Genomic DNA, 14,598 nt, shown 5'->3' with positions numbered 1-14,598 from the left:
AAGGTGGGTATGTGGTGGATTTAGTTGAATTGTTAAAGAGCTCGCCGGTGGTTGCCGCTGTCAAAGATGCCCAAAGCCTGCAACAGGCGATTGACTCACCTTGCCAGGTGGTGTCGGTGTTGTATGGCAACATATGCAATATCGGGCGCATTGTCGGACAGATAAAACAGGCCGGGAAAATTGCCTTTGTACACGTCGATTTGCTGGAAGGCAGTTCACGCCAGGAAGTGGTGATCCAGTTCCTGAAAATCGTGACGCAGGCTGATGGCATCATCAGTACCAAACCCGCGATGCTGAAAGCCGCACGGCAGCATGGTTTCTGGGCAATCCATCGCCTGTTCGTGCTGGATTCCATCTCCTTCAACAACATTGATAAACAGGTAGCGCAGTCGCAGCCCGACATTGTGGAGATCCTGCCAGGCTGTATGCCGAAGGTGCTGGGCTGGATCACCGAGCGCATCAGTCAACCGATCATTGCCGGCGGACTGGTATGCGACGAAGAGGATGCACAGCGGGCATTAACGGCGGGTGCGCTGGCCGTCTCCACCACCAACGCTGGCGTCTGGCCATTGGCGCAGCGACGCTAAGCCTCCACGAGTGGGCTAAGGCGCTTTAGCAGGGGATCGAGCGCGCGATGAAGTTGCTGGTAAACCTGCTGGTTCAGTTGCTGATATAGCGCATGATGGCGAGCATTCGGCAGGAATGTCTCGCCGGTTTTCACCAGCGCGGCCACGCCTTCCTGATAACTTTGCCACACACCCAATGCCATGCCCGCATTGAGGGCACAGCCAATAGCGGCGGAGCTACGCATCGCATTGCGGCGGGCAGGCACACCAAAGATATCGGCGAACAGTTGCATAAACAGATCGCTGTTGGCACCGCCGCCGGAAATCACTAACTGTGTCAGCGGGCGATCCAGCGCCTGCATCATCGGGTCCAGATGGTTTTTCATGGTGAACACGATGCCTTCCAGCAAAGAGCGGAACAGGTGCGCGCGGGTGTGGCGACCATCAAAACCGATGATCGCCCCTTTGCGCCACGGTGCTTCGGCCGGTGCGGCCCAATCGTGCAGCGTGAGGAGTCCATCACTGCCGGCCGGAACCACACTGGCTTCAGCGCCGAGCAGGGTTTCAATATCCACACCGGTATCCTGTGCATCCTGCAGTGCCGCCGCGCCAAACTGATCGCGGAACCAACTCACCGTCCACATCCCTCGCCGAACGCCCATGCACTCGTAGAGAAAATGGCCCGGCAACGCAGCCTGGAACGGCCAGAAGTGTTCGCTGGCGTGCGGTTGCGCGTCACCATGCACCATCGCCCCAATGTAGGTGCCCAGTGAAATCAGCGCTTCGCCCTGAGCCAGCGCGCCAGCACCTAAGGCTTCCACCGCTTTGTCATGGGCGGTAGCGATAATCGGTAAGCCCAGTGGTAAACCGCTCGCCCGCGCGGCGGTTGAGGTGACCTCGCCCAGCATTTCGCCGGGGCGCACCACATCAAATAACTGCTCCCGGCGCACATGGCAGCTCGCCATTTTGTTGTCGTCCCACGTCTGGCGTGCATCATCCATCGGCCAGCAGCCAATGTAGTTGGCGCTGGTATCGCGCGCCTGGCCTGTCAGGCGATGGGTGATATAGCCTGACGTGGTGGTGACCCAGCGCACTTCACCGTATTCTGGCTCGGGTTGATAAGGCTGATTGAGCCGTACATCCATCCAGTTGATCACCGGCCAGGCTAGTTCACCATCCTGACGCATCAGCACCCGGCAGCAGCGGATCACGCACAGTCCGGCAGCCAGCAGCTGATGGTCCTGACCACCGAACTGATGGAAACGCGTCATCGCCGCACGGCAGGCCTGTTTGACCGAGTACCAAAGATCGTCGTCAGGATGCTCAGCACGATTTGGCTGAGGGATCTCCAGCGCACGTAGCGGCTGCTGTGCACTGCACATCACCTCTCCGTCGGTGCGGAAAATCACCACTTTGGCACTCTGTGTGCCGACATCAATTCCCATCAAATAACGCGCAGACATATCAGACTCCTTTTAATGGCGCGGCGTGACCAGCAGGTGAGCCCCGCTTGATCTGGCTAATCAGTAACGCGGTAAACAACAGCACCAGCAGGCTGGCGCAGCCCCCCATGATCCACATGTTGCGATAGGCAAGCGCAGGCGGCAGCGTATCCTGCCAGTAACCCACCAATGGATAGACGAACACATCGGGTAAGAAGCCAATGACTGAGCAAATACCAATGGTGGTGCCGAGGATCTGCTTCGGGGTATTCACTTCGCCGATGCAGGCAAAATAGAGGCCGCGTGAGGCGTAACAGGTGAATCCCATCAATAAGATCAGGCCAATCGCCAGTGCCAGGCTGAGCGGGGATTGTGTGACGACATACAGCAAGGCAATCACGCACAGGCAGAGCCCAGACAGGAACTGGATCACACGTGTTGGCGAACGCCAGCGGCTGTAACTGGTGACCATGCCGCCCAGCGGACCGCAGATGGCGCGAAACACTTTGTTGATGATGATGCCCATGTAGCTGGCAGCCACTAATGACATGCCATAGATTTCGGACAGATAGTTGGTGGAGTAGCTGAGAATGGCGTAAATGGTGTAAACGCCAAAAATGATCATGCTGCAGTACCAGGTGGTGGGCATTTTCAGCACGCGAAGCGCATGCTGCAGACTAAAGGCTGATGATTGCTCCTCATCCTGCTGGGCAAAACCGTCGCTCACCAAAAACCAGCAGGCAATGCCGAGCGCCACATAGGTGCCACTGTAAATCAAGATCACCGCTTTCAGGCTATTAGGATCGTCAGGATGGAATTGAGCAAATACCCAGACGGTAAACAGCGCCAAACCCATCACGCCGACGCCACGCAAACCTTCCATCCACCCCATTATTTTGCCTTGCTCTTCACGTGTGCCCAGCAGTGAAGCCGCTTTGATCGACACCGCCCACAGCAGCAGAATGGTGGTGATGGCGAAGGCGACCTGAATCAGCAGCATCGCCCACAACGGCGGGTAGGTGGCCATAATGGCACCCAAAATACCGGTGGCAATCATGGCGCCGGACATCACTTTACGATGGGAGAATTTGTCGGAAATTAAGCCGCCGGGGGCATAAAGTAAAATAGCGGTAATACCAAAGGTGCTCATAATAACGCCGATTTCGGTATTCGAAAATCCCATGAATTTCGCCATCGGGATTTGATAGATATAACGTAAATACGCCAAATCAAAACTAATGCCACCGCTGATGCTAATAACCGCTAATGTTAACCAACGGATTGAGTTTTTGGTTTGCATCTTCGCCCCCAAATTAGAAACAAAAAAAAGAGAAAAGCGTCCTTTCCGCAATTGCAGAAAGTTACTTTTCTCTTGGTCTCAGACAGTAACAGGGAGCATTTTTAGCATGACAACTTGCCATAACGTTGTGAAGAAAGTCACAGAATGGCGTTATTAAACTGACTCGGTTTATTCTTATATATTTTTCGCCTGGATATTTAATCTGCTGCTTATTCCAGCACCTTAGTGCGAACGGATTTTTTTGTGATTGCGATCGCTTTTTATTTCGAAATACCCATGCTAGCGTAATACCCAGTTACTCGAGATCTGGAGAAAAGTAACTTCTTCGCTTTACTGCGAAGGAGCTTGCTTTTCTCCTTTTTTTTGCCCGTTATTCAGACCAGGAGATGGAATCATGACGGAATCGCTGGATACATTTTCACTCGATTTCTTTTCGCTGCGAGGGCAGTGCGCCATTGTCACCGGCGGTAACACGGGTTTGGGCCAGGCCTTTGCCGTCGCGCTGGCGAAAGCGGGTGCCAATGTCTTTATTCCCGACCTGGCGCCTGCCAATTCAGAGACAAAGCAACTGATTGAAAAACAGGGTGTTCGTGCAGAGTTTATGCAAGCGGATATCACCCAGGCCGGCGAACCGGCGCGCATTGTCGCGGAGTGTCTGGAGCGCTTTGGTCGACTGGATATTTTGGTCAACAATGCCGGCATCTGTAAGCTCAACAAGGTGCTGGATTTCGGTCGTGAAGATTGGGATCCCATGATCTCGGTGAATCTCACCGCTGCCTTTGAGATGAGTCATCAGGCGGCAAAAATCATGGTGCCGCAGCAGAGCGGTAAAATTATTAATATTTGTTCGCTCTTTTCCTGGCTGGGTGGTCAATGGTCACCGGCTTATTCCGCCACCAAACATGCCCTGGCCGGTTTAACCAAATCTTATTGTGATGAACTGGGGCAATACAATATTCAGGTCAACGGTATCGCGCCTGGCTATTACGCAACGGCCATCACGACTGCGACTCGCAGTAATCCCGAAACGAATCAACGAGTGCTGGATCATATTCCGGCGAATCGTTGGGGAGATACGCAAGATTTAATGGGTGCGATGGTGTATTTAGCCAGCCGTGCTTCGAATTACGTCAACGGCCATTTATTGGTTGTCGATGGTGGATATCGGGTTCGTTAATTAATCATATTTGTTGAGAGGAAGAATATTATGACGCTTTCACGTGAAGCCATTGTCGAGCAGTTAAAAGAGATCGTTGGCCCACAACAGGTCGTGACCGACGAAGCTGAATTAAAGCGCAGCAGTCATGACCGTTTTCGTAAATATGCCGATATTCACGGTGTTTACACCTTGCCGATCCCGGCTGCGGTGGTAAAACTGCAAAGTACACAGCAGGTTTCGGATGTCTTAGCTTTTATGAATCGCCACCACATCAATGGCGTACCACGAACCGGTGCATCGGCTACGGAAGGGGGGCTGGAAACCGCCGCGCCAAACTCGGTAGTGCTGGATGGATCCAGTATGAATCAGGTCATAAAGATCGATATCGAAAACATGCAGGTCACTGCACAGTGCGGCGTCACGCTGGAAGTGCTGGAAAACCAACTGCGGGCACAGGGTTACACCACCGGTCACTCGCCGCAGTCGAAACCGCTGGCGCAAATGGGCGGCCTGGTGGCGACGCGCAGTATTGGTCAATTCTCGACGCTGTATGGCGCGATTGAAGATATGGTGGTGGGGCTGGAAGCCGTATTTCCGAATGGCGACATCACTCGCATCAAAAACGTGCCGCGTCGTGCAGCGGGGCCGGATATTCGCCATGTGATTATCGGCAATGAAGGTGCGCTGTGTTACATCACGGAAGTCACGGTAAAAATATTCAAATATCAGCCGGAAAATAATCGCTTCTACGGCTATCTGCTGGATTCAATGCAAACCGGTTTCGCCATCCTGCGTGAAGTGATGGTGGACGGCTATCGTCCTTCAATTGCTCGTCTTTACGATCCGGAAGATGCGAAGCAGCACTTCAGCCATTTCTCGAAAGACAAGTGTGTGCTGATCTTTATGGCAGAAGGCACGGCGGGCATTAGCGAAGCCACTGGTAATGGCATTGCAGCGATCGTGGCCAAACACCGCGAGTGCCAGCAAGTGGACAGCCATCTGATCCAGACCTGGTTTGAGCACCTCAACTGGGGACCAGAGAAAGTACAGGCGGAGCGTGATTTCATCCAGCGTACCGGCAACATGGGCTTTACCACGGAAGTGTCCGGTGACTGGTCAACAATTAACGCTATCTATGAAAATGTGCTGAAGCGTATTCGCACTGAATTCCCACATGCCAAAGACATCACCATGCTGGGCGGTCACTCCTCGCACAGTTACATCAACGGCACCAATATGTACTTCGTTTACGATTACAACGTGGTGGATTGCCGTCCTGAAGAGGAGATGGCGAAATATCACGTACCGCTGAATGGCATGATCGTGGAGGAGACGTTGAAGCTTGGTGGTTCCATGGTGCATCACCACGGTATCGGTAAGCATCGTGTGCAGTGGGCGAAGCAAGAACACGGCAGCGCATGGCCCATTTTGCAGGCGTTGAAAACCGCGTTTGACCCGAACGGGATCATGAATAAAGGCACCATCTTCCCGCAGGAGTAAAACCACAAGGTGCGCAGCCATGCGCACCTTGATTATTTCTTGCCGCACACCTCGCAATGCCTGTCCTGCATCACCTTCATGCTACGGAATTCTGCACTCATCGCGTCATAGATCAACAGGCGTGAACGGGCAGGTTGCCCTAGCGCCGTCAGCACTTTTATGGCCTCTAAAGCTTGCATCGCACCAATGACACCGACCAACGGCGCCAGCACGCCGGCTTCCACGCAGCTTAATGTCTGATCGCCAAACAAGCGGCTAATACAGCGATAACACGGCTCGTCCTGCTGCCAGGTAAACACGCTGAGTTGACCTTCCATACGAATGGCCGCACCGGAAATCAGCGGCACCTTGTGCTGGAAACACAGACGATTGATCTGTTCACGCGCACTGACGTTATCAGTACAGTCCAGCACCGCATCATGGCGCGCGATCAGGGCGCTGAGTTGGGCATCATCCAGCTGTGCATCAATCGCTTCAAGCTGGCAATAAGGATTCATCGCCGACAGTTGCTGACGCGCAGACTCCACCTTGGGCTGACCGAGGGTGGCATCACTGTGCAGAATCTGGCGCTGCAGGTTACTCAGGCTTACGGTGTCGAAATCCAGCAAGGTAAGATGGCCCACGCCAGCCGAAGCAAGATAGGGTGCAGCAGCACAGCCGAGTCCGCCGAGTCCGACGAGCAAAACGCGCGAGGCTTTAAGCTTCTCCTGACCGTCAAAATCAAAATCCCGCAGTATGATCTGACGGTTGTAACGCAGCATCTCCTCATGGCTCAGTTCGACGCTCATTAGCCCTCCAGCAGGCTATTGAAAACTTCAACCTCAACCCATTCGCCGGGCTCCACATCCGCACGATCGCGGTCTAGCACAATAAAGCAGTCGGCCAGGGCGAAAGAGCTAAACACGTGTGAACCCTGGGCGCCGGTGCTGCGAACTTCCAGCACGCCGTCTTCACCACGACTGAGAATGCCGCGCTGAAAATCGAGGCGGCCAGGCGATTTTTTCAAACGCTGAATGGCGCGAGCGCGTTGGCGCAGCGGCATAATGCGCGTGGTCTGGCCGGTGAGGGTCGCCAGAAGCGGTTGCACCAGCTGATAGAAGGTCACGGCGGCTGAAACGGGATTGCCAGGCAGGCCGCAGAACCAGCTGTTCGCTAAACGGCCAAAAGCGAACGGTTTGCCCGGCTTCATCGCCAGTTTCCAGAAGGTAATCACGCCTAACTCTTCCAGCATCGCTTTGGTGAAATCCGCCTCGCCGACGGACACGCCGCCGGTACTGATCACCACATCTGCCTGACGATCGGCCTCGCTGAACGCCTGGCGCAGCGCCTCGGGATCGTCCGCAATCACGCCTAAATCGATCACTTCGCAGCCCAGTTTGTTGAGCATCAACGAAACGGTAAAGCGGTTGGTGTCGTAGATTTGCCCGTCAGCCAAAGGCTGGCCAACCGCCTGCAATTCATCGCCGGTGGAGAAAATCGCCACGCGCAGTTTGCGCAGCACGCTCACTTCGGCAATCCCCAGTGAAGCCAGCAGCGGCAACTCGGCGGCACCGAGGCGAACCCCCGCCTCCAGCACCTGTTTGCCAGCCTGAATGTCTTCACCAATACGGCGGATATTTTGCCCGAGTGTCACGGCGGCGGTGAGGGCGATGCCACCCGCACGCTGTTCGGTTTGCTCCTGCATCACCACCGCATCGCAACCAGCCGGAATCGGCGCACCGGTCATAATACGAATCACGCTGCCAGCGGGCCATTCGCCGTTGAACGGTGCACCGGCAAAAGCTTTGCCCGCAACGGGAAACACATGTTCTGGCGAGATATCGCTGAGACGTAGGGCATAACCGTCCATTGCGGAATTATCGAACGGTGGCACATCCAGCGGGGAAGTGACCGGTTTTGCCGTGACGCGTCCTGCCGCTTCAAACAGCGAGACGCTAAGGCAATCGCTGATGGGGGTAAGCTGTTGCAGCATTTTTTGCTGCGCGTCTTCGAGGGAGATTAATCCTGCGGTGAAAGGTTCCATGTCTGTCTCTGCGTGATGAATTTCAGATGCTGCCTATTATGGTGGCATTTGTCTGCCGAGTCACATGTGACTAAAAAAGCATAATCCACATTAAAAGGTTATGACCGGAGATACACTTTCTGCTTTACAAGCCGGGAGCGCCTTTCTATAGTCGAAAATTGCCAAAAAAAGATGAAAACCATTCTAAATCAGTGTTTTTGGCTCTGATTTCCTGACAGGGTACCGGTTATGGCTAAAGCAGTTATCGCAATTCACGGCGGTGCGGGCGCAATCACGCGTGCCGCCATGAGCGCCGAAAAAGAGCAGCACTATCGTCAGCAACTGAACGCAATCGTTACCGCAGGCCAGCAGATTTTGGCTGCAGGCGGCAGTGCGCTGGATGCGGTGACCGAGGCGGTACGGTTGCTAGAGGAGTGCCCACTGTTCAACGCAGGCAAAGGCGCGGTGTTTACCCATCAGGGCACCCACGAACTCGATGCCAGCATTATGGATGGTCGTACCCTTGATGTCGGTGCGGTGGCGGGCGTGAATCACATTCGTAACCCGATTCTGGCGGCGCGTAAAGTGATGGAAAATAGCCCTCACGTGCTGTTTATCGGTGCGGGGGCAGAAGCCTTTGCCGCAGAACAGGGGCTGGAACAGGTTGCACCGGATTTCTTCTCCACGCCTGAACGCTGGGAGCAATTACAGCGTGCGCTCAGCAGCCAGCAGATGGTGCTCGATCATGATGGCGCCGCGCAAAGTCACAGCGACGATCCGCTCGACCCCGATCGCAAATTCGGCACCGTGGGTGCCGTGGCGCTCGATCTTCAGGGTAATCTGGCCGCGGCGACCTCAACCGGCGGTATGACCAACAAGCAGGTCGGGCGCGTGGGTGATTCCCCGCTCGTCGGTGCGGGCTGCTACGCTAATAATGAAACCGTGGCGGTCTCTTGTACCGGCACCGGTGAAGTGTTTATTCGTACTCTGGCAGCGTATGACGTTTCTGCACAGATGGAGTACGGTGGCCGTAGCCTGCAGCAAGCCACCGCCAACGTAATTCATGACAAAGTGCAGGAGCTGGAAGGCAGCGGCGGGCTGATTGCCGTCGACAGCCACGGCAATGTGGCGCTGCCCTTCAACAGCGAAGGGATGTATCGGGGATTCGCCTATGTCGGTGGCGAAGTCGAGGTAGCGATTTACCGCGATAGCTAAGGAGCAGGCATGACGCAGCAGCATCAGCAGTTTGCACCCGAGCAGGTTTTGGCGGTGCGTGACCTCAACGTACGGTTTGAGCATGAAGGGCGAATCACCGAAGCGGTTCGTCACCTGTCGCTGGATTTGCATCGTGGGGAAACGCTGGCACTGGTTGGCGAATCCGGTTCGGGCAAATCGGTCACGTCGCTGGCGCTGATGCGCTTGATTCAGCAGGCGGGCGGCGATGTCAGTGGCGATATCCGCCTGCGTCGACGTAACGGCGAGGTGCTGGATGTGATGCGCGCCACCGCCAGCCAGATGCGCAAAGTGCGCGGTGCCGATATGGCGATGATTTTCCAGGAGCCGATGACCTCACTCAACCCTGTTTTCACCGTGGGTGAGCAGATCGCCGAATCCATCCGTTTACATCAGGGCAAAAGCCACCAGCAAGCGCAGGCCGAAGCGCGGCGCATGCTGGATCTGGTGCGCATACCTGAAGCCCATAATGTGTTATCGCGTTTTCCGCATCAACTCTCTGGCGGCATGCGTCAACGCGTGATGATTGCCATGGCGCTGTCGTGCAAACCGGCGCTGCTGATTGCCGATGAACCCACCACCGCGCTGGACGTGACCATCCAGGCGCAAATTCTGCAGCTGATTCGCGTGCTGCAAAAAGAGATGCAGATGGGGGTGATTTTTATCACTCACGACATGGGCGTGGTGGCGGAGATGGCCGATCGCGTGCAGGTGATGTATCGCGGCGATGTGGTTGAGCGTGCGCCGGTGCAGCAGCTGTTTGATGCGCCGCAACAGCCTTACACCCGCGCCTTGCTGGCGGCAGTACCGAAGTTGGGGGCGATGAGCGGCCAGCCGTTGCCGGCCAAATTCCCGTTGCTGCACACTAATGGTCGTGAAGAGGTGGCGACACCGCAGGATACGGTGCGCAGCAATGAACCGCCGATTTTGCAGGTGCGCGACCTGGTGACGCGCTTTGATATTCGTGGTGGTTTACTGAATCGCGTTAAGCGCCGTGTGCATGCGGTGGAGAAGGTCAGCTTTGATCTGCATGCTGGCGAGACGCTGGCGCTGGTCGGTGAATCCGGCTGCGGAAAATCCACTACCGGTCGTTCGCTGCTGCGCTTAGTTGCCAGCCAGGGCGGCACGATTACTTTCAATGGTCAGCGCATTGATGCGCTGCAGGGCAACGCGCTGGCTTCGCTGCGGCGCGATATTCAGTTCATTTTTCAGGATCCTTATGCCTCGCTCGATCCGCGCCTGACGGTGGGTTTCTCGATTATGGAACCGCTGCTGGTGCATAAAACCATGGATCGGCAACAGGCGGAGAAGCGCGTAGCGTGGCTGCTGGAGCGCGTTGGCTTGCTGCCGGAGCATGCGCAGCGCTATCCACACGAGTTTTCAGGCGGTCAGCGTCAGCGTATCTGCATCGCCCGTGCGTTGGCGCTGAATCCTAAAGTGGTGATTGCCGATGAGTCGGTCTCGGCGCTGGACGTCTCAATTCAGGCGCAAATCATTAACCTGATGCTCGACTTGCAGCGCGAGTTTGGTATCGCCTTCTTATTTATTTCTCACGATATGGCGGTGGTAGAACGCATCAGCCATCGTGTGGCCGTCATGTATCTCGGACAGATTGTGGAAATGGGGCCGCGCCAGGCGGTGTTTGAGCAGCCGCGCCATCCCTATACCAAAAAACTGATGGCCGCGGTGCCGGTCGCCGATCCGGCGCACCGTCATCGTGAGCGGGCATTAATGGTGGATGAGATCCCCAGCCCGATTCGCCCCTTGGGTGATGAGCCAGAAGTGGCACCGTTACTGGAAGTGGCACCGGGGCATTTTGTTGCCCGCCACGCCATTAGCGGCGCCTGAGCAGCAAGCAACCGCGTCATCCACGGATGCCGCGCATGACAGGGATTACAGGAGAACGATAACAATGCACCACATTATGCGAAAAGGGGTTATCACTGCCGGGTTGTTGAGTTCAGCGTTGGCAATGCCAGCGTGGGCAGCGAAGGACGCGGTGATTGCTGTGGCGTCAACCTTTACCACGATGGATCCGTACGACGCCAATGACACATTGTCGCAGTCGGTGGCCAAGGCGTTCTATCAGGGACTGTTCGGTTTTGATAAGGACATGAAGCTGCAAAACGTGCTGGCGGAAAGCTATCAGGCGAGCAGCGATGGCTTAACTTACACCATCAAACTACGCTCGGGCGTGAAGTTTCAGGATGGCACCGATTTCAATGCCGAAGCGGTGAAGGCCAACATCGACCGTGCCAGCAACCCGGATAATCATCTCAAGCGTTATAACCTGTTTAAGTATGTCGCCAGCACCGAGGCGGTGGATCCGACCACGGTGAAGATTACGCTGAAGCAGCCGTTCTCGGCCTTCATCAACAATCTGGCACACCCGGCGGCAGTGATGATTTCACCCACCGCCCTGAAGAAATACGGTAAGGACATTGGCTTCCATCCGGTGGGGACCGGTCCGTATGAGTTCGTCACCTGGAATCAGACCGACTTCGTTAAAGTGAAGAAGTGGGATGGCTACTGGAAGAAAGGCTATCCGAAGCTGGACAGCATCACTTTCCGCCCGGTGGTAGACAACAATACCCGTGCGGCTATGTTGCAGACCGGCGAAGCGACCTTTGCATTCCCGGTACCGTTTGAGCAGGCGAAATTGCTGCAGGGCAACAGCAAACTCGACGTCGTCACCACGCCATCAATTATGCAGCGTTACATCAGCCTCAACGTGACGCAGAAGCCGTTTGATAACCCGAAAGTGCGTGAAGCGCTGGAGTACGCCATTAACCGTGAGGCGCTGGTCAAAGTGGCGTTTGCGGGTTATGCCACACCGGCTACCGGCATCGTGCCGCCGGCGATTGATTTTGCGCAGACCTATCCGGCAATCAAATATGATCCGGCCAAAGCGCGTGAACTGTTGAAGGAAGCCGGTTTCCCGAACGGTTTCGAGACCACACTGTGGTCCTCTCACAACCACAGCACGGCGCAGAAAGTGTTGCAGTTCACTCAGCAGCAGCTGGCGCAGGTCGGCGTGAAGGTTAAAGTCACCGCGATGGATGCTGGCCAACGTGCTGCAGAAGTCGAGAGTAAAGGGCAGAAGGAGAGCGGTGTCCGCATGTTCTACACGGGCTGGTCGGCTTCGACCGGTGAAGCAGATTGGGCACTGACGCCGCTGTTTGCCACCACCTCCTGGCCGCCAGCTATCTTTAACACGGCGTTCTACAGCAATCCGCAGGTGGATAAAGATCTGAGTGATGCATTGAAAACCACCGATCGTGATCAGAAAGCCAAACTGTACAAAGACGCTCAGGATCGTATCTGGAACGACCATCCGTGGATTCCGCTGGTGGTTGAGCAGTTGCTCTCCGCGAACAATAAAAACCTCACCGGTTTTTATGTCATGCCCGATACCTCATTCAATTTTGATGAGGCGGATCTGAAGTAACTGGCAAGGCCAGCCTTGCGAGGCTGGCCGTTGCTGCGCAGGATTTTGCATGCTCAACTATTTTCTCAAACGACTACTGGGGTTGATCCCCACGCTGCTGATTGTTGCGGTGCTGGTGTTCTTGTTTGTCCACCTGCTGCCGGGCGATCCGGCGCGCCTGATCGCGGGTCCGGAAGCGGATGCCTCAGTGGTGGCACTGGTGCGCCAGGAGCTGGGCCTCGACCAACCGCTGATTCAGCAGTTCTGGCACTTTATTCTCAATGCCTTACAGGGGGATTTCGGCCAGTCGATGGTATCCAAACGTCCGGTCTCGGAAGAGATTGCTGCACGCTTCTTCCCGACGCTGTGGCTGACGCTGACCAGCATGGTATGGGCGGTGATTTTCGGTATGACCATCGGCATTACATCGGCCGTCTGGCGCAACCGCTGGCCCGATCGCATCGGTATGACGCTGGCTGTGTCTGGTATCTCTTTTCCCGCTTTCGCCTTAGGCATGCTGCTGATGCAGGTGTTCTCTGTTGAGCTGGGTTGGCTGCCAACGGTCGGTGCCGACAGCTGGAAACACTACATTCTGCCGTCGATAACCCTGGGTGCAGCCGTGGCGGCGGTGATGGCACGCTTTACCCGCGCCTCGTTTGTTGAGGTGATGCAGGAAGATTACATGCGTACCGCGCGCGCCAAAGGGGTACGTGAGTCGCTGGTGGTGGTCAAACACGGTCTGCGCAATGCGATGATCCCGGTGGTGACCATGATGGGCCTGCAGTTTGGTTTCCTGCTGGGTGGCTCAATTGTGGTGGAGGTGGTGTTCAACTGGCCAGGTTTAGGCCGCCTGTTGGTGGATTCTGTTGAGATGCGCGATTACCCGGTCATTCAAGCCGAGGTGCTGCTTTTCTCGCTGGAGTTCATTTTGATCAATTTGATTGTCGATATGCTGTATGCGGCGATCAACCCGGCCATCCGTTACAGGTAAGGAGTCGCACTTGAAAAACTGGCGACGCGCAGCGGCATTGAAAACCATGCCGATGATGACGGAAACCCGGGTACGTACGCCGTGGCGTGAATTCTGGCGCCGCTTTCGTCATCAACATGTGGCGATGGTGGCGGGCTTATTTGTGCTGCTGTTGATTGTGGTGGCGTTTATCGCCCCGTTTATTGCCCCGTTTGATGCAGAAAACTATTTTGACTACGACCGGCTGAATGATGGGCCATCGATGATGCACTGGTTTGGTGTGGATTCGCTGGGGCGTGACATATTTAGCCGCGTACTGGTCGGTACGCGTATTTCACTGATTGCCGGTTTTTTCTCGGTGGCGATCGGTGCGCTGATAGGTACGTTACTGGGCTTGCTGGCCGGTTATTACGAGGGCTGGTGGGATCGCATTACCATGCGTATCTGTGACGTGCTGTTTGCTTTCCCCGGCATTCTGCTGGCGATTGCGGTGGTGGCGATCATGGGCAGCGGCATGAGCAATGTGATTGTGGCGGTGGCGATTTTCAGTATTCCAGCCTTTGCTCGTCTGGTGCGTGGCAATACGCTGGTGCTGAAACACCAAACTTTTATTGAATCAGCCCGTAGCATCGGCGCATCAGACTGGACGATTATTATGCGTCACATTCTGCCCGGTACCGTGTCGTCAATTGTGGTCTATTTCACCATGCGTATCGGCACGTCGATCATCACGGCGGCGAGTTTGTCGTTCCTCGGGCTGGGCGCACAGCCGCCCACGCCGGAGTGGGGCGCGATGCTGAATGAAGCGCGTGCCGATATGGTGATTGCGCCGCATGTGGCGATCTTCCCCAGTCTGGCGATTTTCCTGACGGTGTTGGCGTTTAATCTGTTGGGAGATGGACTGCGAGATGCGTTGGATCCGAAGTTAAAGACCTGATCCCGTTTGCACGCCTTAGGGTGCAGAGTTCGTCAGCTGAGGCCATTTTCGCAAAGGCTGTC

General features: G+C 55.5%; 12 protein-coding genes. 8 read left to right on the top strand and 4 right to left on the bottom strand.

Annotation, left to right across the window (positions count from 1 at the left end; genetic code table 11):
- Positions 1-14: 14 nt before the first annotated feature.
- Complete coding sequence (locus VH86_RS22490; protein ID WP_045834193.1) at positions 15-587, top strand: glycerol-3-phosphate responsive antiterminator; 573 nt, start codon at positions 15-17, stop codon at positions 585-587.
- On the opposite strand, the gene VH86_RS22485 is transcribed toward VH86_RS22490, so the two are convergent.
- Positions 584-2,029, bottom strand: coding sequence for an FGGY-family carbohydrate kinase (locus VH86_RS22485; RefSeq protein WP_045834171.1), 1,446 nt, complete (start codon positions 2,027-2,029; stop codon positions 584-586). The genes VH86_RS22490 and VH86_RS22485 overlap by 4 nt on opposite strands.
- A gap of 1 nt (position 2,030) precedes the next feature.
- Entirely contained in the window at positions 2,031-3,308 is a 1,278-nt protein-coding gene (locus VH86_RS22480) for a nitrate/nitrite transporter (protein ID WP_045834170.1), read from the bottom strand.
- Positions 3,309-3,699: 391 nt separating this feature from the next.
- Between VH86_RS22480 and VH86_RS22475 the strand changes: the two genes are divergently transcribed.
- Positions 3,700-4,485: an SDR family oxidoreductase gene (locus tag VH86_RS22475; protein WP_156150612.1), complete on the top strand. Its 786-nt coding sequence runs from the start codon at positions 3,700-3,702 to the stop codon at positions 4,483-4,485.
- A 30-nt stretch (positions 4,486-4,515) separates the two neighbouring features.
- Positions 4,516-5,967, top strand: a complete 1,452-nt coding sequence (locus VH86_RS22470; protein WP_045834168.1) for an FAD-binding oxidoreductase — start codon at positions 4,516-4,518, stop codon at positions 5,965-5,967.
- A gap of 32 nt (positions 5,968-5,999) precedes the next feature.
- On the opposite strand, the gene moeB is transcribed toward VH86_RS22470, so the two are convergent.
- A complete protein-coding gene (gene moeB, locus VH86_RS22465; protein WP_045834167.1) occupies positions 6,000-6,755 on the bottom strand; it encodes a molybdopterin-synthase adenylyltransferase MoeB in 756 nt (251 codons plus the stop codon).
- Positions 6,755-7,990 (bottom strand): molybdopterin molybdotransferase MoeA, encoded by a 1,236-nt coding sequence (gene moeA, locus VH86_RS22460; RefSeq protein ID WP_045834166.1) that lies wholly within the window; start codon positions 7,988-7,990, stop codon positions 6,755-6,757. Before moeA ends, moeB begins: the two co-directional genes overlap by 1 nt.
- A 228-nt stretch (positions 7,991-8,218) precedes the next feature.
- Here moeA and VH86_RS22455 point away from each other — a divergent pair, with 228 nt between their 5' ends.
- The 5 genes from VH86_RS22455 to gsiD all read left to right on the top strand — a co-directional run bounded on the left by VH86_RS22455 (position 8,219) and on the right by gsiD (position 14,536).
- A complete protein-coding gene (locus VH86_RS22455; protein WP_038647915.1) occupies positions 8,219-9,184 on the top strand; it encodes an isoaspartyl peptidase/L-asparaginase family protein in 966 nt (321 codons plus the stop codon).
- Positions 9,185-9,193: 9 nt separating this feature from the next.
- Positions 9,194-11,050, top strand: a complete 1,857-nt coding sequence (gene gsiA, locus VH86_RS22450) for a glutathione ABC transporter ATP-binding protein GsiA (RefSeq protein ID WP_045834165.1) — start codon at positions 9,194-9,196, stop codon at positions 11,048-11,050.
- A 64-nt stretch (positions 11,051-11,114) separates the two neighbouring features.
- Complete coding sequence (gene gsiB, locus VH86_RS22445) at positions 11,115-12,650, top strand: glutathione ABC transporter substrate-binding protein GsiB (protein ID WP_045834164.1); 1,536 nt, start codon at positions 11,115-11,117, stop codon at positions 12,648-12,650.
- Positions 12,651-12,699: 49 nt separating this feature from the next.
- Positions 12,700-13,620 carry a glutathione ABC transporter permease GsiC gene (gene gsiC, locus VH86_RS22440; protein ID WP_034820789.1) on the top strand — a complete coding sequence of 307 codons (921 nt, stop codon included), beginning with the start codon at positions 12,700-12,702 and terminating at the stop codon, positions 13,618-13,620.
- 10 nt (positions 13,621-13,630) lie between these two features.
- Positions 13,631-14,536 carry a glutathione ABC transporter permease GsiD gene (gene gsiD / locus VH86_RS22435; protein WP_038647910.1) on the top strand — a complete coding sequence of 302 codons (906 nt, stop codon included), beginning with the start codon at positions 13,631-13,633 and terminating at the stop codon, positions 14,534-14,536.
- The last annotated feature ends 62 nt before the right edge of the window (positions 14,537-14,598 follow it).

Source organism: Pantoea sp. BL1 (genome assembly GCF_000963985.1).
Lineage (GTDB): Bacteria > Pseudomonadota > Gammaproteobacteria > Enterobacterales > Enterobacteriaceae > Pantoea > Pantoea rwandensis_B.
Note: the sequence above shows the minus strand (reverse complement) of the source record. Positions and strands in the feature narration are given on the sequence as shown.